Annotated in this window: 17 protein-coding genes; 1 reads left to right on the top strand and 16 read right to left on the bottom strand. The window is 64.2% G+C overall.

The features are described 5' to 3' along the window. Nucleotides 1–9 precede the first annotated feature (9 nt). The 16 genes from ACPPVR_RS32090 to ACPPVR_RS32015 all read right to left on the bottom strand — a co-directional run bounded on the left by ACPPVR_RS32090 (nucleotide 10) and on the right by ACPPVR_RS32015 (nucleotide 19,905). Nucleotides 10–1,224: a DUF4255 domain-containing protein gene (locus ACPPVR_RS32090; RefSeq protein ID WP_426610538.1), complete on the bottom strand. Its 1,215-nt coding sequence runs from the start codon at nucleotides 1,222–1,224 to the stop codon at nucleotides 10–12. Between the two features lie 6 nt (nucleotides 1,225–1,230). Next, nucleotides 1,231–4,425, bottom strand: a complete 3,195-nt coding sequence (locus tag ACPPVR_RS32085) for a DUF6519 domain-containing protein (protein ID WP_426610537.1) — start codon at nucleotides 4,423–4,425, stop codon at nucleotides 1,231–1,233. 20 nt (nucleotides 4,426–4,445) lie between these two features. Beyond that, nucleotides 4,446–6,962 carry a hypothetical protein gene (locus ACPPVR_RS32080; RefSeq protein ID WP_426610536.1) on the bottom strand — a complete coding sequence of 839 codons (2,517 nt, stop codon included), beginning with the start codon at nucleotides 6,960–6,962 and terminating at the stop codon, nucleotides 4,446–4,448. Further along, nucleotides 6,959–9,499 carry a hypothetical protein gene (locus ACPPVR_RS32075; protein ID WP_426610535.1) on the bottom strand — a complete coding sequence of 847 codons (2,541 nt, stop codon included), beginning with the start codon at nucleotides 9,497–9,499 and terminating at the stop codon, nucleotides 6,959–6,961. The genes ACPPVR_RS32080 and ACPPVR_RS32075 overlap by 4 nt, the downstream gene beginning before the upstream one ends. Beyond that, nucleotides 9,496–11,955 carry a hypothetical protein gene (locus tag ACPPVR_RS32070; protein ID WP_426610534.1) on the bottom strand — a complete coding sequence of 820 codons (2,460 nt, stop codon included), beginning with the start codon at nucleotides 11,953–11,955 and terminating at the stop codon, nucleotides 9,496–9,498. The genes ACPPVR_RS32075 and ACPPVR_RS32070 overlap by 4 nt, the downstream gene beginning before the upstream one ends. Before the next feature lies 1 nt (nucleotide 11,956). Continuing rightward, nucleotides 11,957–12,334: a GPW/gp25 family protein gene (locus tag ACPPVR_RS32065; protein WP_426610533.1), complete on the bottom strand. Its 378-nt coding sequence runs from the start codon at nucleotides 12,332–12,334 to the stop codon at nucleotides 11,957–11,959. A gap of 3 nt (nucleotides 12,335–12,337) precedes the next feature. Continuing rightward, on the bottom strand, nucleotides 12,338–12,664 hold the full coding sequence (locus tag ACPPVR_RS32060) for a hypothetical protein (protein ID WP_426610532.1): 327 nt from the start codon (nucleotides 12,662–12,664) through the stop codon (nucleotides 12,338–12,340). 2 nt (nucleotides 12,665–12,666) lie between these two features. Next, entirely contained in the window at nucleotides 12,667–13,209 is a 543-nt protein-coding gene (locus ACPPVR_RS32055) for a phage baseplate assembly protein V (RefSeq protein ID WP_426610531.1), read from the bottom strand. Beyond that, nucleotides 13,206–14,414: a hypothetical protein gene (locus tag ACPPVR_RS32050; protein ID WP_426610530.1), complete on the bottom strand. Its 1,209-nt coding sequence runs from the start codon at nucleotides 14,412–14,414 to the stop codon at nucleotides 13,206–13,208. Before ACPPVR_RS32050 ends, ACPPVR_RS32055 begins: the two co-directional genes overlap by 4 nt. A gap of 9 nt (nucleotides 14,415–14,423) precedes the next feature. Next, nucleotides 14,424–14,699 carry a hypothetical protein gene (locus ACPPVR_RS32045; protein WP_426610529.1) on the bottom strand — a complete coding sequence of 92 codons (276 nt, stop codon included), beginning with the start codon at nucleotides 14,697–14,699 and terminating at the stop codon, nucleotides 14,424–14,426. 13 nt (nucleotides 14,700–14,712) lie between these two features. Next, on the bottom strand, nucleotides 14,713–15,450 hold the full coding sequence (locus tag ACPPVR_RS32040) for a hypothetical protein (protein ID WP_426610528.1): 738 nt from the start codon (nucleotides 15,448–15,450) through the stop codon (nucleotides 14,713–14,715). Nucleotides 15,451–15,459: 9 nt separating this feature from the next. Continuing rightward, on the bottom strand, nucleotides 15,460–15,702 hold the full coding sequence (locus tag ACPPVR_RS32035; RefSeq protein WP_426610527.1) for a hypothetical protein: 243 nt from the start codon (nucleotides 15,700–15,702) through the stop codon (nucleotides 15,460–15,462). 726 nt (nucleotides 15,703–16,428) lie between these two features. After that, nucleotides 16,429–17,256, bottom strand: coding sequence for a hypothetical protein (locus tag ACPPVR_RS32030; protein WP_426610526.1), 828 nt, complete (start codon nucleotides 17,254–17,256; stop codon nucleotides 16,429–16,431). A 1-nt stretch (nucleotide 17,257) separates the two neighbouring features. Further along, a complete protein-coding gene (locus tag ACPPVR_RS32025; RefSeq protein ID WP_426610525.1) occupies nucleotides 17,258–17,734 on the bottom strand; it encodes a phage tail protein in 477 nt (158 codons plus the stop codon). Nucleotides 17,735–17,809: 75 nt separating this feature from the next. Next, complete coding sequence (locus ACPPVR_RS32020) at nucleotides 17,810–19,438, bottom strand: phage tail sheath family protein (RefSeq protein WP_426610524.1); 1,629 nt, start codon at nucleotides 19,436–19,438, stop codon at nucleotides 17,810–17,812. A gap of 137 nt (nucleotides 19,439–19,575) precedes the next feature. Continuing rightward, nucleotides 19,576–19,905: a hypothetical protein gene (locus ACPPVR_RS32015; protein ID WP_426610523.1), complete on the bottom strand. Its 330-nt coding sequence runs from the start codon at nucleotides 19,903–19,905 to the stop codon at nucleotides 19,576–19,578. 286 nt (nucleotides 19,906–20,191) lie between these two features. Between ACPPVR_RS32015 and ACPPVR_RS32010 the strand changes: the two genes are divergently transcribed. Further along, nucleotides 20,192–23,068 (top strand): eCIS core domain-containing protein, encoded by a 2,877-nt coding sequence (locus ACPPVR_RS32010; protein ID WP_426610522.1) that lies wholly within the window; start codon nucleotides 20,192–20,194, stop codon nucleotides 23,066–23,068. The last annotated feature ends 702 nt before the right edge of the window (nucleotides 23,069–23,770 follow it).

Below are 23,770 nucleotides of genomic sequence, written 5' to 3'. Positions count from 1 at the left end.
GCTCCTGCTTCAGACCGTGACCAGTGGGCCGGTCGGTGTGCCCGTGGGCGGCGTCAGCGGGCTGAGCGCGCCGTCGATCAGTACGCGGACGAAGTAAGTTCCGGGCCCCAGGCCGGGCGTTGGCACGCTGATGTTCGAATTGGCAGCGGCGAGCGCTCCACCGTCGAAAAGGTGCGTCGCCGATGTCGCCTGCGAGGTGAGCTGCAGCACCACACGTTGCTTGGCCTGCACCCGTGGCGTGACGGTGAATGAGATCACCGGACCGGCTCCGGCGCTGATGCTGCCGGGCGTGATCGTGGGCGCCAGCACGAACGACGCGACGCCTGAGATGACGCCTGTGCCTGGATGCGGGACTGGTGGCGAGCCGAGCGAGAGCGACTGGACGATCTGGGCTGCCTGGATGCCAGCGGGAAAATCGCCGGCCGGCAGGGCTACCGTTAGGCTGTCTTGAGAAGCCGTGCTCGGCGTGAGGATAACGCCGCTGACGCGCACCTGGCTTGTCGCCGGCGCGGTGGCTGCAAGGTTGGCTCCTGCAAGGACGATCGTCGTGCCGTCGGTGATCGGGTCGGCCGGATCGGCCGCGCTGACGATGCTCTTGATCACCGGCAGGGCGAAGGGCTGGGCGGTGACGTCAAACGACAGGACCGGCAGCGCCGGACTGGGCACGGCGTCGTCCGTCTCGATCAGGACGACGCTGGCGGCATAGGCCGTCGAGAGTACGTAATCGATCTTGAGCAGGAACGACCACAGCTTGGAAAGTTCCTCAAGCGTGTAGACGATCGGGGTGAAGCGGATCAGCTCGGCCTGGGTGTCCAGGTTCGAAGCGTGCAGGAAGGGCGTCGCGGCCTGCACCGACGTGATCAGACTGCGTGGCAGGGTCGCCTTGGCGTGCAGGGTCAGGGCGACCGAAGCCAGCATTCGTTGCTGCTCGAGCGCACTGTCGTCCCCGTAAAAGGTGAAGAGATAGTGCAGGTCGAGCGCGATCTGAGGTCGCTTCTTCAGCGATCCGTCAGGCCCGCGGGTCGGCAGGTCGGCGTTGCGATAGGCCGCATTCGGCGTGACCTGGTAGAGGAAGACGTTGACGCCGGGGTTCGGCATTGGCGCGGTCCCGTCCGGTGCCAGACCCGTCACGCGCGCACCGGTCACGCCCGACGCGCCGATGTTGTCCTGAAGAAGCTGGACCAGGGTCTCGGTCACCGCGGCGATGGCGAGTGCGTTGCTCATCGTGCCTCAGGAGGGATCGGCGTTGTAGCTGGACCAGCCTGCCCGCTCGGTCGCGCCGGGGCGGACGAAACGGGTCGTGTTCGACTGGCCGCGCAGGACATTGCCAGTGATGGCGATTGGGTCAGGGATCTTCAGAGAATTATCCATCAAGACCCAGAGGCTCGCCGCTGGTGTGTCGACTGTCGCGAGGGCTGGGCGGTTGACGAAGATGTTGCCGGTGACCGTGCAGGACTGCAGCTGCGGCAGCACCAGAAGTGCGGTCGGCGCGGTCGTGTCGAAGTTGACCATGCGGTTATTGTTCACGATCGCCGAAAGGTCCGCACCCTTCGCCGCCGCCTCGTTGCTGGTCGCGAGCCAGAGCAGCAGGGCGTTGTGGCCGACGCTTGCATCTTCGCTGGGTTGGCCCTTGGGCAGGGTCGCGGCGAGGTTTGGGCCCGTCGAGATGTGATTGCCGCTGATGAAGACCGCCGCCTCGCCAGTGAAAGCAGGCAATTCGTTCGCCGCCTCGGCCGCCGGCGGCGAGAGCAGGCTTGCGAAGGCGGTTAGGAGCTTGAACTCTTCGAAGTTTTCGATGGTGTCAAAGAACTCGCCTGCGTCCACGTCCTGCGGGTTCCTCGCGCTGGGCAGCACCATCCAGAAACCCGCGACGCCGCCTGTCAGATTGTTTTCCTGGATGCGCAACGAGGCGAAGCCGGCCACAAGAAGGGTTCCGAACGTCAGATCGTTCATTTGGTTGCCGCGTATTTCGGCGTCGCCGAGGGCGCAGGCGATCGACAAATTCTGAATGACTGTTCCCTCGACCGGGGTGGCGAACTTGATCGTCGCCAGGCCGAGGACACCGACCGTGGCGCGAATCGGCGTGCGCTGTTGGGCGAACGTCGCGGCGGCGCGATTGGTCAACACCGAGACCAGGTTTTGGCCATTCAGGACATTGACGCCGATGTCGAGACCACTGGGCGTCGCCACTTCAACTGGCGCTGTTGGGGTCGGAGCTGCAGCAGCCGGAGCCGTGCTGGCGGCGGCGGGAGAAACTATCCTGCTGCCCGTCTCCGCAGCAGGAATCGCAGCTGTGGTCGCCAGGAGCGTCGCTGCGATCTTCAGTGGAAACTTGCCCTGGACCGTTGTCGTGGTGATCGCGGTGTAGGTCGGGGCGAGCGTGGAGCCGAACATGTTGTCCAGCGCGCGGAAACCCCGGCAGTCGCCCTGCAGGAAGATCGCGGCGCCCAGCACGTCGTCCTTTGCGAGGGTGTCGTCCCCGACGAAGACGATCGTGCAACGCTCTACCGTCAGAGCCGGCGCGTCGAAGGCGTGGACGCCAAAGGCGATGTGCGGATTGAGTAGCAGCGAAGCCGCTTGGGCACGATCCGTCGCGTTGGCGAGTTGGTCGACCAGTAGCCGGCTGAACGTCGCGGTCGCCGGGGCAGGCGGCGGATTAAGCGTCAACCCGACCAGCGAGACGCCCGCCACGCCAGCAACCGTCACGAGTCCAGCGATGAAAGCCTTGGCGTCCGCGGCCGTATCGACCTGCAGGATCGCCGGGCCGCCACAGGATTCGATGATGATCCCGGCGTGGGCAGCACCAAGCCGCAGCGGCATCGCCAGCGGGTAGATCCCAGGCGCCAGACACACCGTCACGCGCTCGGCCGTCGCCGCCGCCCGGTCGATCAGGGCCTGCAAGTCGGCTGTCGCTGTCACGTCTCGCGGCGAGATCGAAACCACGCAGCAGCCCGGCCGGCGTCGGCTGAGGTTCACGAGGTTGTCGAAGGTGTTGCGGCAGTCAGTGATGCTCGGGCCGCCCTTTGCAGTCCAGTCGATCACCGCGAGCGGACAAACAAGACGGAAGGGCCCATCAGCGGCGCGAGGCGCCGTGAGAAGGTCTTCGGGATAGACCGCCTGGGGCGTGGAGGGCCGGGCGGCGATCTCCCAATAGGCGCCGTCGGCCAGCGCCTTCGCTCCAGAGAGCGTGACCTCGAGCCCGGTGCTGATCTGGGTGTTCGGATCGAACAGGGTGAGCGGCGCGTCGATGGTCAGCGGCAGCTGGGCCTGCCAAACCCGCAAAAAGAGCGGCAGGGCGCTGGCCGCAATCGCCGCCCCGACCGGATCGGACAGCACGATGTAGCTGGTGGGATCGCCCTGGGTAATTGGCCCGTAGGGTTGCGCGAGACCGTGGAACTCGCCGACGGCCTCAGCCGCCACCCGCACGATACGCTTGACGCCGGCTGGGTCGGTTTCATCCGGCTCGGCCGCAATCACCGAGCCCGTCGTCAAGATCTCAACGATCTGTCCGGCCTGTGGTGTGTGGACGGCGTCGGGCGGATCACTTGCCAGGGTCAGCGTCGTCGCGTCGGGGCTGACCGAAGTGATGCGGTAAATGAAACTGGCGTTGTCATAGCCCCACACTAACGTCGGCGGCGTGCCATCGGGCGCCGAAACCTGGGCCCGGATAAGCTGGTTGTCGGCACCAAGATAGCCGCCGGTCGCGGTCGGATCGCAGGGGTCGCCCGTGCTGGCGTCCTCGGTGAAGGTCACCTGCAGCTTTGCGGCCGGCGAGAGCCGCATCGTTGCCGGATCGAAGGTGAGGCCCAGCGCGGTCCATTTGCCGATCGCCTGCTCCCACGCCGTGGCGCAGTCGGAGGCGTCGACCGTCTCGCGCTTGACCCGGGGAATGAATCTCAGCCGCTGCGATGTGTCCGGCCCCCCGAGGGCGACCTCGAGCAGGTCAGGGTCCTCGACTGCGCTGACTTCCTGAAGGACCGCGTCGAGATAGATGAGCTCATGGGCGAGGTCGCCGGCTATCTGGACTGGCAGCGGCCAATCCGGCTGGTCGAGATAGCTGTAGCTGACTGCCTGGTCGTCCTGCCTCGACGGGAACTCGACGCGATGGCCGCCGAGGTACATTGAACCGGCGCCGATCAGAAAATCGTCACCGCCGCCCAGTACCTCCGGCGGGCTGCTGGTTGCCGGCTCAGGCGGGCTGAAGAAGCCGGGGCTCGGCGTGGTGTTGGGTGGGCTGATCCGGAACCCATCGTCCGGCGTGCCGCTTGGCCCGACGATCTCGCGAACGTCGGTGGCCAGGCGCGAGAGGACGATGTCCTCCAGCTCGTTGACGTCGCGATCCAGGAGGACGCGGCCCTGTTGGGCGACAATTCCGGAATACAGGCGTCTCGGGCGATCTGAGAGTCGGCTACGGTCGCTGGGCATTGTTGTTGCTCCTCGATCCCTCAGGTGACATCGACAATTACGGGGGTCAGATTGGCAGGCATGAACTCCTGCAGTTTGAGCAGCAGGGCTTGGGCACGGATCGGGTTCTTGTCGCGGGCGAAGGCGCCCATCTCGGAGCCATCGGCCGCGCCGGCGGAGATAGTGTTCAGCGGTGTGGTGCTCGGCGTCGTCGGCGAGATGATCTGCGCGTCGGCCATGGCTCGCAACTGGGCGTAGGCAGGTTGGCCGAAATCGGTACTGGTGAAGAGTGGGGCAAGCTGACGGATCTGCACGCACTCGTATGGCCGCGGAATTCGACTGCCGGTCGCCCAGGCCGAGAAACGAGTACAACCGTCCTGCAGATCGTCCGTCACGCAGAGCTCGTGCAGAATGCACTCGCTGGCGCTAAGGCGGTGGGCTTGGGCGCGGCCGAGCACCGTGCAGCGGGAGAGGATCAGCGTGCCGTCGCCGAATGCGAGCGCCGTATCGGCCAGCTCCAACGGGAAGGCGTCCTCGAGCAGGAGACGGTTCAGCGCTGGGGCGGCTTGCCCCGATCGCGCGGCGGCCAGATTCCGTTGGGTTGCAGCAGAGAGCGAGACTCCCGCGAATGTTGCCGCGTCGTAGAGCGAGAGGCCGGCGATCAAGGTATTGAGCTTCGTCAGCAGCGCTCCCTCTGCACCGGGCGGCGGCGGCGGCGCGCTGAGGGGCGGGTTCGCCGGCGGACCCAGCAGGGTCGCGATCGACGGATCGAGCGTGCGCAGTCGTTGCGAAACTGGATCGAGCCCCAGTTGCAGCACCCGCAGCAGTCGGATGGAGTCCTTGACTTCGTCGGCCACGATCGCGCCGAGGTCGCTTGTGCGGATGGCCTGCAACGTCGAATTGGAGATCGTCATTGTCTCGACCGCGCCCGGAGTCACGGTGCGCACCGGCCCCAGCACGCAGCGGTCGATGGTCAGGGTGTTGATCTCGCCGGTGATCCAGAGGTGAGTAGGGCGCAGGTCACGGCCATCCGCCGAAACCTGGAAGAGCGGCAACAGCGGCGAACTCGTCGGCGCATCTGATACAGAGGCAGTCGCGGCGTTGCCCGGGTCCAGCGTGCTGCAGGTGATAGTGACTGACGCAAATTGGCCCGTCAGCACGATATCCTGCCCGGAGATGAAGAGGCCGTCCAAGTTGAGGACGGCGTTGGCGCTGCCGCCGGTGATGATCCAAGGCTTGGCCGCGCCGAGCCGGATCAGTGGGCGCTGGTTGTTGCCCGACGCTATGGTCAGCGCGCCGGTGACTGTCAAATCGGAGACGCCGTCGTAGGTCAGGGAGTCGGTCACCATGATCGTACCAGCGCGGGGAAGGACGGCGGTCAGTTCTGCGCCGCCGCCCGTGAAAGCTAGGGCTGGTGGAGGCGTCGATGGCGCGAACGCCTGACCGCGCCGGTCATAGGGTCCAGCGCCGATCAACGATGGGAAGCCATAGTGGTAGGTCGTGACCAGCGCCTCGGCCGGCGGTGATGTCGAGTAGAACAACCGGCCGCGTTCGGGCCGAAGCTGCAACGCGGACGCCTTGAGCGGCAGCGTCGGCTCGATCGGTTCGATGTCCGGCGGTGAGATGCCGAGCTGCTCGAAGACGCAGAGCGCGTTCGGATAGAGTCGCAACCCCGCCGCGCCGTTCGTGAGGTCGGCGTTGAGCAGCGCCTGCGAGATCGGACCAGGCAACTGACCCTCGACCGGTGGGACCCAGCTGTCGCCGAACGCGGCCGCGGTGCGCGGCGCTGCGAAGAGCGGGATGTCGCGGCCGGTCGGATCGAAGCACCACCAGTTGGGGCAGTTCTGCACCGCGACCGGGGTCACAGGACCAACTGCGAGGCTGAGCAGCCGCCAGACGAAGACGCCGAGATGCGGGATGTTCTGCCAACCATAGAGCCCCTGGCCGGCGCGGGTGTCGGCGGTGTGGAAGAACTCGTCGAACGCGGTGCGACTCTGGCGCGCGCCGTCGACGTTGCGAAGGTCGGCGAAGCCGCCGATCGGGGTGCGGGTCACTGGACCGATCAGGCCCTCGGCGCGTTGAAGCTGGCCGAGGTCGGATGTCGCCGTCGCGGCCGGGCCGATCGCCGGGTCGAGCCCGTGACGGGTGCGAGCCAGGCGACGGAAGAACTCGATCGCCTTGGCGTCCCAGCCGCTGATGTCCGAGGCGATCTGCTCCAGCACGCTCAGCGTGCCCTTGCGGCGGCGGTAGTCGATCGTGTTGGCGACATCGAGCCGCTGGCCGCGCGCGTCCAGGCCCAGGATCAGGCGCGTGTCGACCAGCTCGGCGATATAGGGGATCACCCAGTCATCGCAGGTCTCAATCGACTGGTCTTCCCAGAGCCGGTCCATGCCGCGGCGAAGCTCGGCGGCGGTTCCGCCGATGCGGTCGGCCAGCTCGCGCAGCGGCCCCTTGGCGCCGAACTCGGTCGTGTCCTCGGCGCGATAGACCGCAGGCAGCAGCGTCCAGAGCTTGTCGGCGTAGTAGACGTCGTAATGGTCGTGGGCCGCGTTGCTCATGCGACCCCCGTGACGGCTGGATTGAGCGACAACGAGCTGACTGTGAAGAACTTGCCCGCGCCCGGATTGTAGCTGCGACCGCTACACGTGTTCGCGGGTCGTGGGATCGGGAAGCGAAGGCGGCGCAGCGGCCGGCGCCCTATGCTGACCAGGATCGCATCGTTCGCGAAGCTCAGATCGTGCACCGCCTGCACGCCGGCGACATTGAGGCAAGCGGCCAAGATCTGGCTGTCGTAGACCACCTGACCGATACCGATCGCCCGCGCACCGAAGAGGCCGGTGTCCGGGTCGGTGAGCGCGGCCGTCAGCGCGGTCTTGATTGCCGGCGCGTCCAGCGTGGAATCGCAGAGGAACGTCAGCGATAGCGTCATCTCGACCGGCGTCGCGATTTCGACATCCAGGCCCTGGCCCGGGATCGCGGCCGCAAGTACGGCCTGCTTGGCGCCGGCGCCGGCGTTCGCGTCGCCAGCGACCCAGAGCGTCACCTTCGGCCGTTGCGAGATCGGATCGAACGCATAGGCCGCCGAAGCCTGGTCGGCACCAGCGGTGAGCGCGATCGCGACATAATCGTCCTTGGAAACCGCGCGGCCGAAGGTCAGCATCGACCGCGGCGCGAGGGTCTTGAGCCGCGCCGGATCGTCGGCGTCAGCGCCACCGGTCGGCTGCAGCGGATTGCGCAACGCCATCAGGCCTGGCTGTGGGCTCTGGATCACGGTCAGGGTCTCGCCCGCTGGCGCCGCTGCGCCCGCCCCATAGCGATAGGTCGCCACGATGTTGTTTGTCCCGGTCGGCAGCTGCGCGCCGTTGAGGCCGTCGCCGAAGGTCGCGTGCGTCTTGCCGCTGTCGTCCTCGTGAAGCACGAACACCTGGGCGTTGCGAGACTGGCCGTAGAAGCTTTGCACCTCGCGCCAAAGCACGTTGTTGACGGAGACCTGGACCGTGGAGCTGAAGCCGTCGCCGGAAATCGATGCCGGGTCAGCGAAATAGGTCACTGGCGCGTTCTTCAGCGTGAAATCCTGGGCGGTCACGACCGGATTGCCGCTGCCCAGCACCTCCGCCGGCACGGTCTGGCCGCGCGAAAACGCCAGGAGGTCGAACATCAGATCGATAGGAGAGGTCAGGGCCAGCGTCGGCTGCGCCGGCGACAATGTCAGCGCGGCGCCGTCAGCGGTCGGTGTGATGAAGGCGAGGGATGCATCGCCGCCGCCGTCCTCGACCAACACTGTGGTTTCGGCGTCCGGGAAGCTCTGATCGGCAATCGCGGGCGCAAGCGTCGTTCCGCCGCCCGGATAGGCGACGTCTGCGTGCTGCAGCACCGGGGTCAGGCCGCCGACGCGGGCGAAGGCGTAGCGGACGGTGATGCTCGGCCCGTTGTCCTCCCAGGCGGGGGGGACGGCGTCGGTAGTCAGCGTCGAGATCGGGATGCCGATCGGCGGCGGCGTGTTGCTCGTCGGCAGCGCGCTAGCGTCAGCGCTCGCGCCGCAGTTGGCGTACCAGAACTGCTCGGAATAGGTCTGCACTAGGCTGGGCACTGGCGCGAGGCCGCTTCCCGCGGTCGCGTCGAGCAGGAAGAGACCGCCCGGCGTCAGGATTCGCGCAAGTCCGGCGAGGTGGACGGTGGTGGTTGTGATCGGCGGGGCGCGGCGGCTGATGGCCAGGGTTCTGACCGTCAGGCTGGCGGTCGTGGTCGGGAAGCCCCATAGCGGCGAGGATTGGCCGCTGCGCAACAGGACGTAGTCGGAAGCCTTTGCGTTCGCGACAAGGGTCGAGGCGATTGGCGTGAAATTCAGCGCTGTCACCGGATCGCCGAGCGGGCTGGTCGTAGACTGCAGCGCCGTGACACTGATCCAGGCGTAATCGGCGATACTCGGCGAGGCGCTCACCGCGTTGGCGTTGATCAAAAGAAGGCTGTCTCCGACCTTGATGCCCCCGACCTTGCGATCGAGCCAGAGCGAGTTGGCGGCCGCTGGCGCGCCGGGGTTGGTTAGCAGGAAGTGGTTCTTTGGAACGACTTTGGCAGAGATGATGTCTGGCGATTGTAGCTGGGTCGCTGCATCCAGCTCGAAAACCTGCGGCGCTGCGCCCGGAGCGGGTTTGCTCTGCAATTGCATGCCCTTGGGCAGAGCGACCGGAGCCCGCGCACCCGACGCCAACAGGCCCGCCAAGGTCACCTTCGACCCCAGCGCTGGCCGCGGACGATAGCCCAGCAGCTGGACCAGATGGTTCACGCTCTCGGGCAGGATCGCCGTGCCGAGGTAGGCCTCATTGGCGATCCGCTCGTTGTAGAAGCTGAGAATGTCGGCGAGGTAGGCCCACCACTCGATCATCTGCACCGCGAGGTCGCCCTGGGCGCCCGGCTGCCAGGCGGTGAGCTGGATCTCGCCCGGCGACGGCCGCAATAGCTTGTCGCGGAACAATAGATAATCGCCGACGCGGTAGTCGATTGCAGGCAGATCGGGTGGGTTGCAGACCACGGTCGGGAACTGCGGCTGGCTGCAGGGGCAAGGGCCTGAGTCCTGGTGGGCGAGGCAGGTCATCGTCCGCCTCGCACGACCACAGCCAGCGCGCCCGCGCCAGGCCGGTTGGGGTTGTTGTCGCAGCGCAGGATCCGGCTGACGCCAACCGGAACGGTGTCGCCCATCTCCACAAAACCGGTGAAAAGGTCACGGCGACGATACTGGATGCAGGTGACGCCCGCGACGCCAGGCGCCGACTGGACCGTCGCCTCCAGCTGGCTGCGCTCGAGCGGCTGGCCGAAGACGAACCGGTTCGTGGCGAAGAAGGCCCCAGCCGGCCTCGGGCCGGCGGAGGAGAGCAGGGCGAGCACCGCTTGCTCGACGCTGGCGGCGTATGCGGTCGGCTCGGCACAAATCTCGATCATCAGGTCGATCGAAACGTACTGCGGGTCCGGCGCGTAGCTCTCGGTCCCTGCCATTCGGTAGCGGTTGAGGAGCTCGATCAGCTCGCTGCGCTCGGCAATCGGGATCTGCTCGGTCGCCTTCGGCTCAGCGGCGGTGAAGGTGGTGAGCCAGCTGCCGGTCCAGCGGAATGTCGCCCCCGCGCTCTTCACCCAGGGCAGGGTCTCGGCGGCATCCGCGTAGTCCTGCGCGAGCACCGCGCGGCGCTTCACCGCCCGGAACGCCTGGGGCGCGAGCCGTTGCACCGACTTCAGGCTCTGAGCATCCGCCCCCTCCCTTGCGGCGAAAGGGTTCATCACTGCGAGATAGTCGGACGCTGACGGCGTTGAGGGGTCGATCTGCGAGATCGCGCCCGCGGCGACGTTGCCGAGCGCGCCTGCCCCGAACCGATAGGTGGATGTGAAGACCGCGCCGGAATCTGGGTTGGAGCCGAAGACGCTGTCGCCGAAGCGGACCGTGTCGCCCGCGTCGCTGTCGTAGTCGAACTGCAGACTTTGGTCGGAATTGCGGGCGATCGGACGATAAAGCGCGGGCTCGACGGTGAAGCCTTCGTCGAACGGCCCTGCGCTGAGCAGGCTCCTAACCCAATTCCAGGAGATCGGGGGGCCGCCCGAGGGCGAGGCCTGCGAAATCAGGATTTCGGCGACCGGCAGGCCGGAGGGATCGAGCGCCGGCTGGGCGAACCAGGTCAGCGGGGCGTTTGCGAGGGTATAGAGCCGTATCGGCGGCGCATCGCCGCAGACGCCGGGCGCGGTCAGCGTTCGCGCGCCGGTGCGCTCGAATGCGTAGGGCGCTTTCGCCGGCAGCGCCGAGGGATCTTCGATCATGAAGGTCTCGATCACGGTCCGCCCTTGCGTCGCCTGGGCAAGATTGCCGATCACCGTCGTGACCGCGAGGTCGCGCGCCGTAGTCAGTTCGTCCGTCGGCTTCCAGTCGAGCCGGGTCACCGCAGTCGGCTCCAGTGCCTCAGGCGGGGAGGTCGGGCAGGTCATGAACGGAGGGCCGCCGCCAATGGACGCCTGCGGGAACAGCGGATCGCAGAGTTCGGTGCCGTCCTCGATGAGATGCACGATCTGCCGGACCGGCGGATCGGTAGGATCAGGGCCTTTCGTCTCGATCAGCAGCGCCTGGCCCGCGACAAAGCCATAGCCGCGGCCCTGTACGAACATCGAGGTCGCGCCGGCTTCGAGGCACTGGACGGAGTCGTCGAACCAATAGGCGCCGATGTTCTGCTGCCGGTTCCAGAGCGAGCTGGCTGGCGGCGGGGCAGATGTGTCACGCAGGCCAAAGCCGGTCTCAAAGGTAATCGGCGTTCCGTCCGCAGTGGGGGCGACCACAACGACGCCGTGCGGAATCTGTGCGACCGCAGGCGCGACGTCAAACTGCAGCATCGTGGTCGCGCCCAGCGCTGGGCTGGGGTCGTAGTCCACCAGCTTGGCGTGACGGCGGACCGAGCGGCGCTGCGTCGCCGTGATCAGGCTGGCTTCGCCGGCGACGCGATCCTGCAGGTAGCTGAAGTCGTCGGCGATTGCGCTCAGCGCCTCCAAGAACATGACCCCGAAGTCGGCCTCAGACCGTTCCTTCCAGGACGGATAACGCAGGGTCGAAAAGTCGAGCAGCGCCTGACGGAAGCTGAGGAAGTCCTTGGCCAAGTAATCGATCGGCGGAGCATCTCCGGCGGGCGGGGGGCAGTCCGGCGGCTGGGGCTTGCAATCGAGGTCTGACGGGCAGCCGGCCTTGAACGAAAACGAGACAGCGGTGAAGAAACTGTCCAGCGCCAAGCTTGGGATGGTCAACAGATACTGCGAGAAGTCACCGGGCGTGACGACACGGAGGGTCAGCACCGCATGGCCGTCGTCCCAGCCCCAGTCGGCCGGCGTGATCGGCAGCACGTTCACGGTCGGGATGGTTTCTCCGCCAGTGATCGTGATCCGCCCGGTCAGCGAACCTTGCACGGGCACGGCGTTCAGGAAATGCACCTGCAGTATCGTCTGCGCCGTGTTGCCAATCGCCACGAAATCGATGCCGTTCGTCGTGGTCGACTGAATCAGCTGGGCTCTGCGGTCGCGGACCATCTCAGGCCACCGTGATCTGGGTGACCTGCGAGCCCTGAGTCTCCGTCAGCAGATAGGCGACCTCGACTTGCACCTGCGAATAGTCGCCGTCGGCGCCCGGGGTGACACTGACCTGCTGTAAGGTGATCTGATTGCCGAGCCACTGAGTCAGGCTGTGCTGGATCATCACCTGGGTGGTGGTTTCCAGCGCGTCTGAATTGGGGGCGAACAGCAGCTGTCGAAGCCCGCAGCCGAACTCCGGCAGATCGGCCCGCTCGCCGGGCGTCGTCAGCAGGATCTGGCGAATCATCTCGTCGACATGCTTGGCGTAGGGCGACTGGGCGCCCTGGCGTGAGGCCTGGTCAATCCGGAACGGGAAGGCGTAGTCGGTGCGCGGCATGGGCTACTCTCCGCTAACGGAGGTCTGAGTGGAGGCGATCTGCACCGGGCCCTGCACGGCCTGGTCGGCGGCTTGACAGAGGCCGAGGCTGTCGGTCGTCAGGGTCGGGTCGCCGACGGTGCTCCTCAGAGCGGTGGTGACCCATTGGACTGTGACGCACGGGTGTGGCGTGCCGGCGACGTTGAACGGACACCCGGCGATCACAAAAGTGTCCGAATTTCGCAACATCGGCGCGCCATCCGCCGACACCCGAGTGTTGGCCGACACGGGCTGCACCTGGCCGCCGTGCGGACACATCATCACGCTCGCGGTGGTCAGGAAATCGCCCATGCTCAGGTCACCTTCAGCGCGCCGTCATTTACGCTCACGCTGCCGTCACTGACCGCGACGCTCTGGCCGCCGCGGCTCAAGGTGACGCCACTATCGTCGATCGTGATCGTGTTGCCGTTCTGGTCCTCGATCGTGATCGAGCCCTGGTCGACGTCGAATAGGATCTTTTGCTTGGCCTTGGTGACGAGCGCCATCACCGTAGCGGTGGCGTCGGGCGGTGCCTCGCCGTCGTGCCAGTAGCAGCCCGACCAAATCGGGAGAGAGGCGTCGCCGCCCTCGAACTCGATCCAGACCCCGGAGCCTGCGTCTGGCAGAAAGGCGAAGCCGAAGCCGTTGCCGGCGTAAGGCGTGCACGCCCTCGCCCAACCCGAGACCTGGTCACCCAGTACCGCCGGGACCTTGGCCTTGATCCGCATCGTACTGGGGTCGACCCGGTCGACGATGCCGCGGTACTTGCCGAAGAAACGGTTGCGCAGCCGCTCCAGCACGTCGACCAACGCCCCTTCCTGGGGACCAGCGGTTGATAAGATTCTGGTATCGCTCATGCGACCCCCGCCAGGCTCGAGGCTCCGCTGGCGGCGCCCAACGGCAGTGCTCCGACCGCGTTGCGTAACAGGGTGAAGCGCATCGTGTGTTTCTCCTGCGTCAGCCGATGGCGGACGGTCCAGACGATCCACTTGCCGGAGTGTAGGGCGCCGACACCGACGAGGTTGACCAGCATGCCGGCGCGCAGCACGACGCCGAGCCGCTCCAGGTCTGCCTCACCCTCGCATCTGGCGAACCAACCGGCCTCGCGCAGTACACCTCGCGCGCGCTGAGTGAGGGCGCCGACACTGTCGACGGCGGTCGCCAGCCTCACGGTCATGTCTTTGCCGGTGAAGGCGGAAAGCGACTGGGTTGAGAGCGCCGCCAGCCCGGAGGCGCTGGTATCGCCGTTCGCAACGTTCGGATCTTTATCGCTGAAAAGTGCGGAGCGCGCCATGACGGCGGTGGGACGCGTGGCGTCCCAGTCGAGATCCAGCGCGTTGACCGTCCAGTTGGTATCGTCGTTCATGGCAAGATTGACAACAGCATTGCCTTTGAGATTGGGCGCGGCGAAGTAACCGGTCCTGATGCCCGGCCTGTCTGCACAAGCGATACGCACGAGTTTGCCGCTTCGTCGCGCCAACATCCTGAGGAAGGCAATGTCCGACCCATGCTGCATCAGACTATGGTTGTCTTCAGTGTAGGTTGGCCAGTTTTCGTCCATGTTCTGATCGGAGGGCGTGACGCCGTAGTGGTCGAAGATCTGCGCCGCTACCTGGGCCTCGGTTACATTGACCCACTCGCGAACCGTCTCCTTGAGGTTCATCAGCCAGCTGACATCCTGGCCCCAAACAGTGATCGTGGAGTTGGTGATGCCGGTCTCGAGGTGGAGCTTCTGCGAGAGGATGTAGCCGTCGAAGATGCATTCGTCGGCGGCCGGGGCCGAGCCGCCGGTTGCAGAGGCAGCGGCGCCGGTCGCGCCCGTCGTCACGCCCTGCGCCCCGCTTCCCTTGGTCGAGGCGACGACCGAGACCGGCGCCAGCGGGCTGAACCTCGGATCGGAGGCGTAGGTCAGGTCGCCGCTGCTGCTGCGTGAGAGCGGCACGGTGAGTTGGATCGCGGAGGGCATGTCCATGCTCTCCTCAACCTCGGTCAAAGCGAGCAGCTGCATCAGCGTCGCGTCCGCCGGTTTGTTGCCCAGCATGAGACGATAGCAGCTGGCCATCTAACCACCTCATGTTGCATTCAGCGGCACGCCGACCAGGGGGCGCGCGGCGAGGGCGTCGGGGACCATGGCGCAGTCGGCATCGCAGATCCGCCAGAACTGGGTGGCGTTGCCCAAGAACCGGCCCGCAATCTGGTCGAGCCGGTCGCCGGTCTGGCGGCGGTAGTAGCCAAGTACGACCGGCGCGCCTGGCGTCGGCGCCTTCACCACGGGGACGACCGACCCATCCTTAAGCGTTAGGATGTACTGCGGCGTGGCGATGTAGCGACTTCCTGGGAAAAACATCGGCGGACGCTCCCTAGAGCGATATCGGCAGCATTCCAAGGATGCTGGCCGCGGGCTGTGCGAGGTTTTCGGCCGCTCGCGCCTGCCTGAGCCCCTGGTTGTAGCTATAGGCCATGCTGGCGATCTTCTTCATCGGACCAATGACGGCGGCGAGTTCGTCAGGGGTCAGGACGGTCAGGCTGATTTCGACCTCGGCGTGGGTCGGATTGAGCAGGACGTCGTAGAGGGTCTCCTTCACCGTGAGGCCTGTCACTCGCACGGGCACGATCCTCTGCAGGCCCCAGACGAACAGTACTACCGGCACCTCCGAGACCGGCACCGTCATGCACTGGGGGGCCGATTGCCCCAGCCCGGCCGCATCGGCAGCAGCAGAGCCTTGGCCGACCAGGACGGACACGGCGCTCGTAACTGGGAACTGCAGCATCTCGAGCGCCGATAGCTGAGGGTAGACGCCGAAAAGTTTCGCCTGGCTGGCGGGGATCGGGTTCAGGCTGACATCGGCAAGCTGTTCGTCGGAATCCAGAATTAAAGTGAAGGAGAACCTTTCGCTCGGCACGCCGGATGTAGCGAGCGGGCTGAAGTTCATCCGCGGATCTGTGCCAGTGGCGCCCGTGGTCGCTTCGGTCCAGTCGTGACGGATCATTTCTGGATTGAACTCGAAGACGATCACGTTTGGGCTGGAGGTCATATCCGTCGACGCGCCCATGGCGGAGAAGGAGATCAGCGCGCCTTTGAGAACTGCTCCCACCATGCTCGGCCCTCACACGTTTCGCGCTAGGGCGCGTAGGACCTGGTCGACGATTTGCCGCGCCACGGCTTCGGGACGTCGGCCCGTCGCCGCGTTGACGGTGACGCTGAGGTTCGGCAGGTCTCCTGACTGGGGCAATGCGCCGGCTGCGGCCAGGCCGGCCACGACCAGGTCACCCACCTTCCGGCCGTCCGCGGCCGAACCGCCTGGCAGGCTTAGCACGAGGCGATCAATGTGGAGACGGCGGTCTGGCATCAGGTTTGTCCCAAGCCGAACACCCCGAAGCTGCGGCTTAGCCGGGCGCCACTTCGAGCTTGATGCAAGGGAGGCGCGCGAGTCGGGATTCGGGGCCGCAGAGGCGAAGCCTGAGGTGTCGCTGGCGGCGTGACGACTCGCACTTCGAGCGTGCCGATGTGCACGCCGGCAGAACCGGTGGGGGCCTGCTTAATAACGGCAGGCGCTGGCGGCGACACCGGTGGCGTAAGGAGTGGCACGACGCTCTGCGACGCGCTGGCTGCGTAAGCCTCTTCGCGCAGGGTGGGCCGGTGTTGTTCGGGTTCGCTCGTCGGCCGAGGTGCGACGGCGCCTGTCGCGGTGGTCGCTGCGTGCTGCGCCACTTGGGTCGTAGGCGGCCTCAAGGCGGACGGGGCGTTGATCGGCTGGGCGTCGCGGATCTCATCCCGACCCATGCGCTGCCCACGTCCAGGCGGCGGGAATTGATCTTGTCGCCCCGCGCCGGCGATCGTGGCCTGGATCGTGCCCAGCGCCGGGGGCTGAGCTTGATCATGCGCCGCAGGAGGCGCTGCGCTCGAACGCATCTCGACGGTCTCGCGGGGCGGCGCATTCAGCGTTTCGACCTCGAGAAAGGCCGGGGGCACGCCCCCTGGCCGGAACAGTGGTGGAACGGGCGCTAGTGCCGCGGATGGCGATGGGCCAGCTGTGGGGGCAATCTCCTTGAAATAGGACGAACGGGTCATACGGTCATCTCTCCTGACGCCGGGCGCGCTCGACATATTGCGCTCGCCGCGCGTATGGCATCGCTAATATCGCCCGTTCGGACCAGTGGTATCGCCCGGCCAAGGTGCCGACGTCGTCATAAACGAACCGCGCGCGGTAGCTAAGCTCCTGGAAGCAGTATTGCCGCGCTTCGAAACGCGCTTCGATCGCCGCGCCGCAGTCCGGGCAATAACCGCGCAGCGGTCCGGCGAGCGGCGGGGCGTAGGTGCCCAGCGCCGTCTCGACGCGGGCGGCGAGCTTCGTGGGAAGCGGATAAGGCTCGACGCAGCGCTGCGCCAGGGCAAGTGGTGGGTCTTGTGCGTCAGCCACTGCGATCTGATCGTTGAGTGTGGGCACGCGAAAGCGGGGTTGAATTCCGCCGGCGCCCGTCAGTCGGCGCCAGCCAGCGTCATCGGGCCCCGAGACGCCCCAGTTCCGCTTCTCGAGCGGTCCTTGGTGAGGTCGATGATGACCGAGATAGGTCTCGATGCCAAACGACAGCTCTGCCCGCCCGCCGCAGCCGCCGCAGTCGACGTGCGAACTCACTTGATCCCCGACAACCGCTTGGCGCAGGCGCAAGATCAGCGTGTCGATATCGATCACCGCCAAGTCGCCCCAGTCGACGTCCGCCTCGGCCTCGGCTAGGCGTTCGACCAGCCGCAGTACGAGATGAGGATCGTCGCCCCGGTACTCGGCGAACAGCACGTCGTCGGCGCCCGTCGGTTCGCGCAGGGTGATGGTGAGGCCGCTCAGCGGCAACTCGGAGCGCATGACGCCGAGTCCACCAAACGATTTTTTCCGGGTGGGGGCCACGTCAGGTCTCCGTGACCTCGACGACCGACGGATCGACCTCCCAGCCCTCGTTCTCCAACTTAATGTGCTCAACCGCGATCGCGTTCGCTCCGGCGTCGAGATCGGGCAGGGCCTGGAACTCGGACACCCAGCAGCGGTGGATGATGTATCCGTGCACCGGCTGGCCATCCTCGTTCATTAGCTGCAGCCGAACCTCGCGGCGCAGGTTGGCCAGCGACGTCGCGGCGTGGCCCTGATCGAGCCTTTGAGCGGCATCGGCCCAGGTGATGAAGTCGGGGTCCTGGGTGATGCCGCGCTCGAGCGTGATCGGCTCGTACTTGGTCCGGCCAAGACCCTTCAGGATGATCTTGTTGCCGCCTTCACGGTACTCGATCACATCCGACGAACGCTTCAGCGCCGAAATTTTGCTGACCGCCGCGACAGCTGTGGTGTTCTGGCCGAAGAATACCTGGAAGGCGTAGGACTTGTATGGGTCCAAGCGCGCTATATTCACGGGGAAGATAGGAGGCAAGGTCTCTCTCCCTCTTACTCTTTGCGCCGATCGGTAGGACGGTTAGCTGGTCTGAGTCTGCCCGGCCAATTGGGCGATGGTGATGATGACAAACTCCGCCGGCTTCAACGGCGCGAAAGAGACCACGATGTTGACCACGCCGGCGTCGATATCGGCCTGAGTCGTGGTCTGGTTGTCGCATTGGACATTGAACGCCTCACTCGGCGTCGAGCCCTGAAAGGCGCCCTGCTTGAAGAGCCCAAGCATGAAGGCGTTGAGGCTCATCCTAATTGCCGACCACAGGGGCTCGTCATTGGGTTCGAAAATCACCCATTTGAGGCTGGCGTAGAAGGTCTGCTCCAGGAAAAGCGCCATCCGCCGGACCGGCACATACGTCCACTGCTGTTCGGTCGTATCCAAGGTGCGCGAGCCAAAAACGATGGTTCCGACATTGGGGAAGTCGCGCAGGCAGTTGACAGCCAACGGGTTCAGGACGCCCTGGCGCGCGTCGGTCATCTTGCCGCGCTCGACGACGCCGAGCGTGTTTTTGGTCCCGGCCTGGAAGCCGGCCGGGGCCTTCCAGACTCCGCGGGAAATGTCCGTCGCCGCAAAGATCCCGGCAACAGTCGCTGCCGGCGGGATTTCGTAGGGCGTTGCGGTGACGAGATTCTTCGTGTTGCCGCTCACAGGGTCGGAAGAGAGCAGATAAGGGAAATAGAGCGCAGCGTTTTTGCTGCGCGGCTGGGACGGATCGCCGACCGTCTTTTCCACGAGGTCGGGGAAGGCCGGCAGCAGTGATCCGTCGGCAGAGTCCGTGACCTTGGGATCCAGGATCAGGAACGCCAGCTTGCGCTCGCAAAAGGCGATCGCGGTGCTGATCACCAGAGATTCGGTCACGCCCGGCAACACCATCAGATTGATCACCGGGATCTTGTCCAAACTGGTGTCCTGCTGCAGAACCGCAATGAAGTCGGTCGGATTGAAGAAAGTCGCGTTCTGGTCCAGCAGGGGCAGGAACGGTTCTTGATCGGCGGTGAAACTTGCAGGCAGCGTTGTCGCCGTCGGGATCCTAACCAGACTCGAGGCCGCGTTGATCCGAGTGGCGATATTGTTGGGGTCGTTCGCAGTCAAGTTCACCTGCCGATAGGTTTCGACCTGCACCGGCGGTTTGAGGCTGGGCAGCGCCGAGTTCGCGCCGCTGTAGGTGATGATGACGTCCGCGACGCCGTTCGTGGTCCCGACCGGGCTGACCTGTACCTTTAGGGTGTAAATCTGATCTGTGATTTCGCGTTGAACGAAGCTGACGCCGCCTACAGTTATCGTCGCGCCTTCGAGCGCTCCCGGGGGAGAGGTGTCGGCGCTGACTTGAAGAGCGACGATGTAGGCGGTTAGGCCGCCGTTCAGGAAAAACTGGTTCACAGCCGTGGCCAGGTCGCCGACGTTATCGTCAGCGTCATTAACGTCGTAGGCTTGGTTGGCGAACGCCGCGCTCCGCACGAAGCCGCCGAACTGGCGCTGATAGTCCATGAAGCCGAAGATCTCGGTCGCCTTGCCGAATAAACTTGGGTCGGTCTTCAAGGGATGCGTGTATCCTATGAAGACGGCCGTGTTGGTCGACGCCGCGATAACAGTGTGCGACGAGCTAGGCGCCTCTTGGATGTAGATCCCTGGGAAAGTCGGTGTGATCGGCATCAGACGACACCCCACATTCCATCGCTTCGTGCGCAACGGGTATGCAGTTTCCGCGCCAACGGGTCACCTCACGGCAAACCGGCAGGCACTCTCGGAATAAACTTTAGGCTCACTGATCAAAAGAAATTAGATTGCAACTATAGGGCGGAGTCAAGGCCATGGTGAAGATTGCGCGCGAAATGATCGGGCGCGGCCGCGGCACTGAAAAAATCTGATCGCACCGCTAACAGCAAACTCCATGGTGGATCGAAGATCGGCGCGCCGAGTCGGTGGTCATGTGGCAACAGTTCAGAAATCGCTGTGTCGCCACTATGATGCCTTTCGGGCACAGTGGGAGCCGTGGGCTCATGGTTCCGTTCATCAGGGATGGGCTGTTGAAGAACCGCCCGCGCCAAAACCGGTGTGCTCGCCGAACGGGCGATTGCCAGCGTTCGGGCAATGCACAGCCGGTTGATCGTGATCGACAATTGATCACTCGAGTCAAACGCGGGCCGTTCACCGGCTTGAACATTATGGACTTGATCAAACGCGGCCTGACGTCCGAGCGTTCTTTCGTATGATGCACTAAATGCCTCGCCGCAGAGACAGTCGGAGGGACGATCTCGGGTGACCTTCGGAAGTTGACGGGGACGAAAAAAACGCCGTATTTTTTTGATTGAAGCTTGGCAAGATCTGATCGATGAGAATTGGAAGCTAAAGCCCTCAGGACGGCAATGCTTAACAGCCGCCAGGCTTTGCTAAGAAGGTGTGAATATGTTTGCACCGCCGGTCGTAAAGCCAAAGACAAAGTCAATCGAATTACGACGCGCGACGCTCGAGGCACAACGGCCTGGCCGGTCTGTAGTTAATCAGGCCCAACTGCTCCAGCACACAATCTGCAACCTTGCGCCGCCCGGGCTTTTGGCGAAGCGCGCGAATGTGCCCGGCGCGCGGGAAAACGAGGACGATGGTACTCGCGTGACCGGCCGAGAGGCGGCGCTTTCGTGGGATTTCAGCAAAATCCCGGTATTTTCCCCCGGCCATCTGGGGCGAACTCAAATGCCGTCCCCGTTTCCGGCGCCACGTCTCCCAATTCAGGCTAAGCTCGTGGTCGGGCGGACCAATGATCCGCTTGAGCGTGAGGCGGATCGCGTTGCCGATCAAGTATTGGCCAGGCCCGCGCATCCCGACGTAAGCAGCGCACCGCCGCCCATCCAGCGCAATATGGGGCAAGAGGCCGGGCAGGTAGGTACAGTACCGGCCGGCGTAGAGAGCGGCTTTGCTGGTCCTGGCCAACCGCTGGACCCGACGCTACAGCAGGATATGGGGCAGCGCTTCGGCCACGACTTTTCCGGGGTGCGGGTACATACCGGCGCGGCTGCTGAGCAATCGGCGCGGGACGTGCGGGCCCGTGCCTACACGGTAGGCCACCGTATGGTGTTTGGTGCGGGTCAGTTCGCACCAAGGAATCACGAGGGACGGCGGTTGATTGCCCATGAGCTGACGCATGTCGTGCAGCAATCGAGTGCGTTCACGGCCTCGTTGGCAGTTATGCAACGTGACTCAGACAAGGATTTGACAGATGACAGGGTACGCGACCTGAAAGAGTACGTTTCCACGCATCCTTCCCCTTATCAGCATGTCATTGAGGTGATCCGTTTTTCGAAAGCCCAGGAGCTTGATGACAACGTGTCTGCCGATTTTATCGAGTCGCAGTCTTTAGCCCAGCTCGAGAAATTTGCTTCCACAGAAGCCGGCAGAGAGATGCTGGACGTTCTTTATGATGCAATGATGACGGGGCACGTCACAGCTTATGAAAAGCTGCAAGCGGACAAGATCCTCTTTGCCAAATGGAAGTCGAGTCCAGCGGAAATATATAAGATTGCGCAACTACGTGATCCCGATGTGCCGGAAAATCTGGCAGTCATGTACGCACGTAAGCGTGCCGATGCGTTAAATGAGTATGTCGCAAGTAAGCGCTACAGAGACGTTGTCAAAACGGTCCGTCAAGATAGTTCTATTGAGGACGATATCGCCTCCCGTTTTATTGCCCTGCAATCCCCTGACAGACTTGAAACGTTCGCAGCCAGCGATGCAGGGCGAGCCATGCTGGATGTGCTTTATGAAGCCTTGATAACGGGAGATGTGACGGGATTTGAAAGGCTTCAAGCAGATCGTATTCTCCTAGCCAAAGCAAAGACAGCCCTACCGCCCACTGCTGCTGATGTTACGAAAGCCATTAGCGATCCGGCGATTTTTCCTCTGGCAACTGGTTGGGATTCCACGGCCACTATACACGCCGAGTTGCTCCCGAATGGCAAGGTCAAGGTGTTCTATGACTCAAGCACCGGCTTAAGGAGCCCGGAATTCACGCGAGAGCGATCGAGCCTTTATCAACGATACGGTGAGTCTGCAGTATTCAATGGCATCACGCTCGAGCCCGATGAGCCGGTGATTATCAGGTTGTTCGACAAAGGGGGATCTACAGTAACCGTGCCGGCAATCAGGTTGATAGATTTCTTCAATCAGCAAAAAGAAGACACCCTGGGCAAGATCAAGGCGGTGTCTGTTATGGGTGCCACGGTCGGATTGGGCGGAATAGGGGCAGGCGGCATATTGGGATGGGCTGACACCATTGCCTTTGCGATCAATGCCGGAACGCTGTTCATCAGTGCCAATCGCGACGTGATCGCCAGGACTGCGCTCGGACGGCGATTCCTGGAGGCCTGGGACGTCGCCGAGGGGATCGTTGAATACTACAACTGGGGGCGTCTTGGCATGGATGGACTCAGACTTATTCATGCGACGGTAAGTCCTCCATTTAAACTCTGGCGACAGGAAGTCGCAGCGGGTCTCACCTCGGTCGAGCGGGAGACGATCGCAAACGCCCAGCAGCAAACCGAAGCCTGGCTCGATGCAGTCAAGAAGGCCGAATCCACTGAGGCAGCGAAAGCCCGCCCGTCCGGTTCGCAGTCGAAGACCGGATATTCGCGGACGGCTCCGACCACCGAGGAGGAAATCGCGTCGGCGGCCGGCCGCACCCGGCGCCGCGTCGGGGCCATAGATCGCGGCAAGGGCGCCCGCCAACGCTACGCCAACGACCCTGTGAAGCCAAAAGTGCCGGGTGCCCCCACGCACGCCGTTTCCCCCATTACGTCCATCCCTGGCCACAGCGCAAAAGAGGTGTTTTCCGACTACCCTGCAATTAAGCACGTCTTCGAGGGGGACGTGGAGGGCGGGTTTCACTCAAAGGCGCGCGGATCAAAAGCCAGGGCGAAAGAAGTCAAGGTGCTTAAGAGACCAGGCGCACCAGGTGTCGACAAGACCTACCAGATAAGAGTTGAGATCGCTGACGCGGCTGGAGGAAAGGTGACGTTCATCGACGCCGAGGGCAGAGTAAGAGAGACAAAAGACTCTACGATGTTTCCGGACCATTTGACGGAAGAACAAGTCCTTGATGAAGTCTACGCAGTGATGCTGCAGCACAAGGCAGAGCCGCTTCCCGCAGCAAACGCCGAAGGCAAAATCATAATCGAGGGAGTTTCCCCGAGGGGATTCCACATCAGAATCGTGGCTGTTACGAAAGAGGCCGCTATAACAGGCGAAAAAGGGCCGACGGCGACGCTGAAAACCTTCTACCCCAAAAAGTGATGCGGGACATCTATCCCAGGGTGATCAGCATTTCGCTGCAAAAGGGGGGCGCGCCGCGGCCGGACGCTCGCGAACAACTAACGCGTGCGGTTTGCCTCGCTCAGCGGCGGATTGTCCAAGGTCACAAGACCTACTTGCTCGAGGTCAGACCGATTGCGTCGGACCATCCGCGATCCGCGGTGCGGGCGGCACACTTTTATGGCAACGCTGCCATGTCCGGGTCATTTTCCTCAGGCTATGGCTGGCGCCAGCGCGAATCCCGGAGGCGACGAAGTCTCCGGCCGCGACCGTGTCCTTCAGCCGCCGCCGGTACTGGCAGAGACAATTCCGAGTCGGCCTTGATGCGCCGGAGGTCGACGCCGACGACGTCGGCCAGCCTCGTCTCGCTCCGACCCTCCAGATCCCGGTAGGCCTTTGCCATCGTCGATTTCTTTTGTGGATCGCAGCATGGCGCTGAAAGGTTCTGGTTTCCGGGCTGGCGTCGGCGCTGCGAGGCGGAAGGCGGCGGGTGATCGCAAATGCCTCACGAAACTCGGCGCTCGCGACGTTTCTCAAGGAGGGGTGAATTTCCACCACGTCAGTTGCCATTGACACATTTGCTTGGTACAAAGCGCCAATACGCGGCGGCCATAAGTACTTGATTTTGCTTCTGTTGTGCGGGCGGGACGACAATCTCTTTCCTGGGCACCAGTTCTCGAAGTT

Source organism: Bradyrhizobium sp. McL0616 (assembly GCF_049993385.1).
Classification (GTDB): domain Bacteria; phylum Pseudomonadota; class Alphaproteobacteria; order Rhizobiales; family Xanthobacteraceae; genus Bradyrhizobium.
This window is presented reverse-complemented; position numbering and strand designations above follow the sequence as displayed.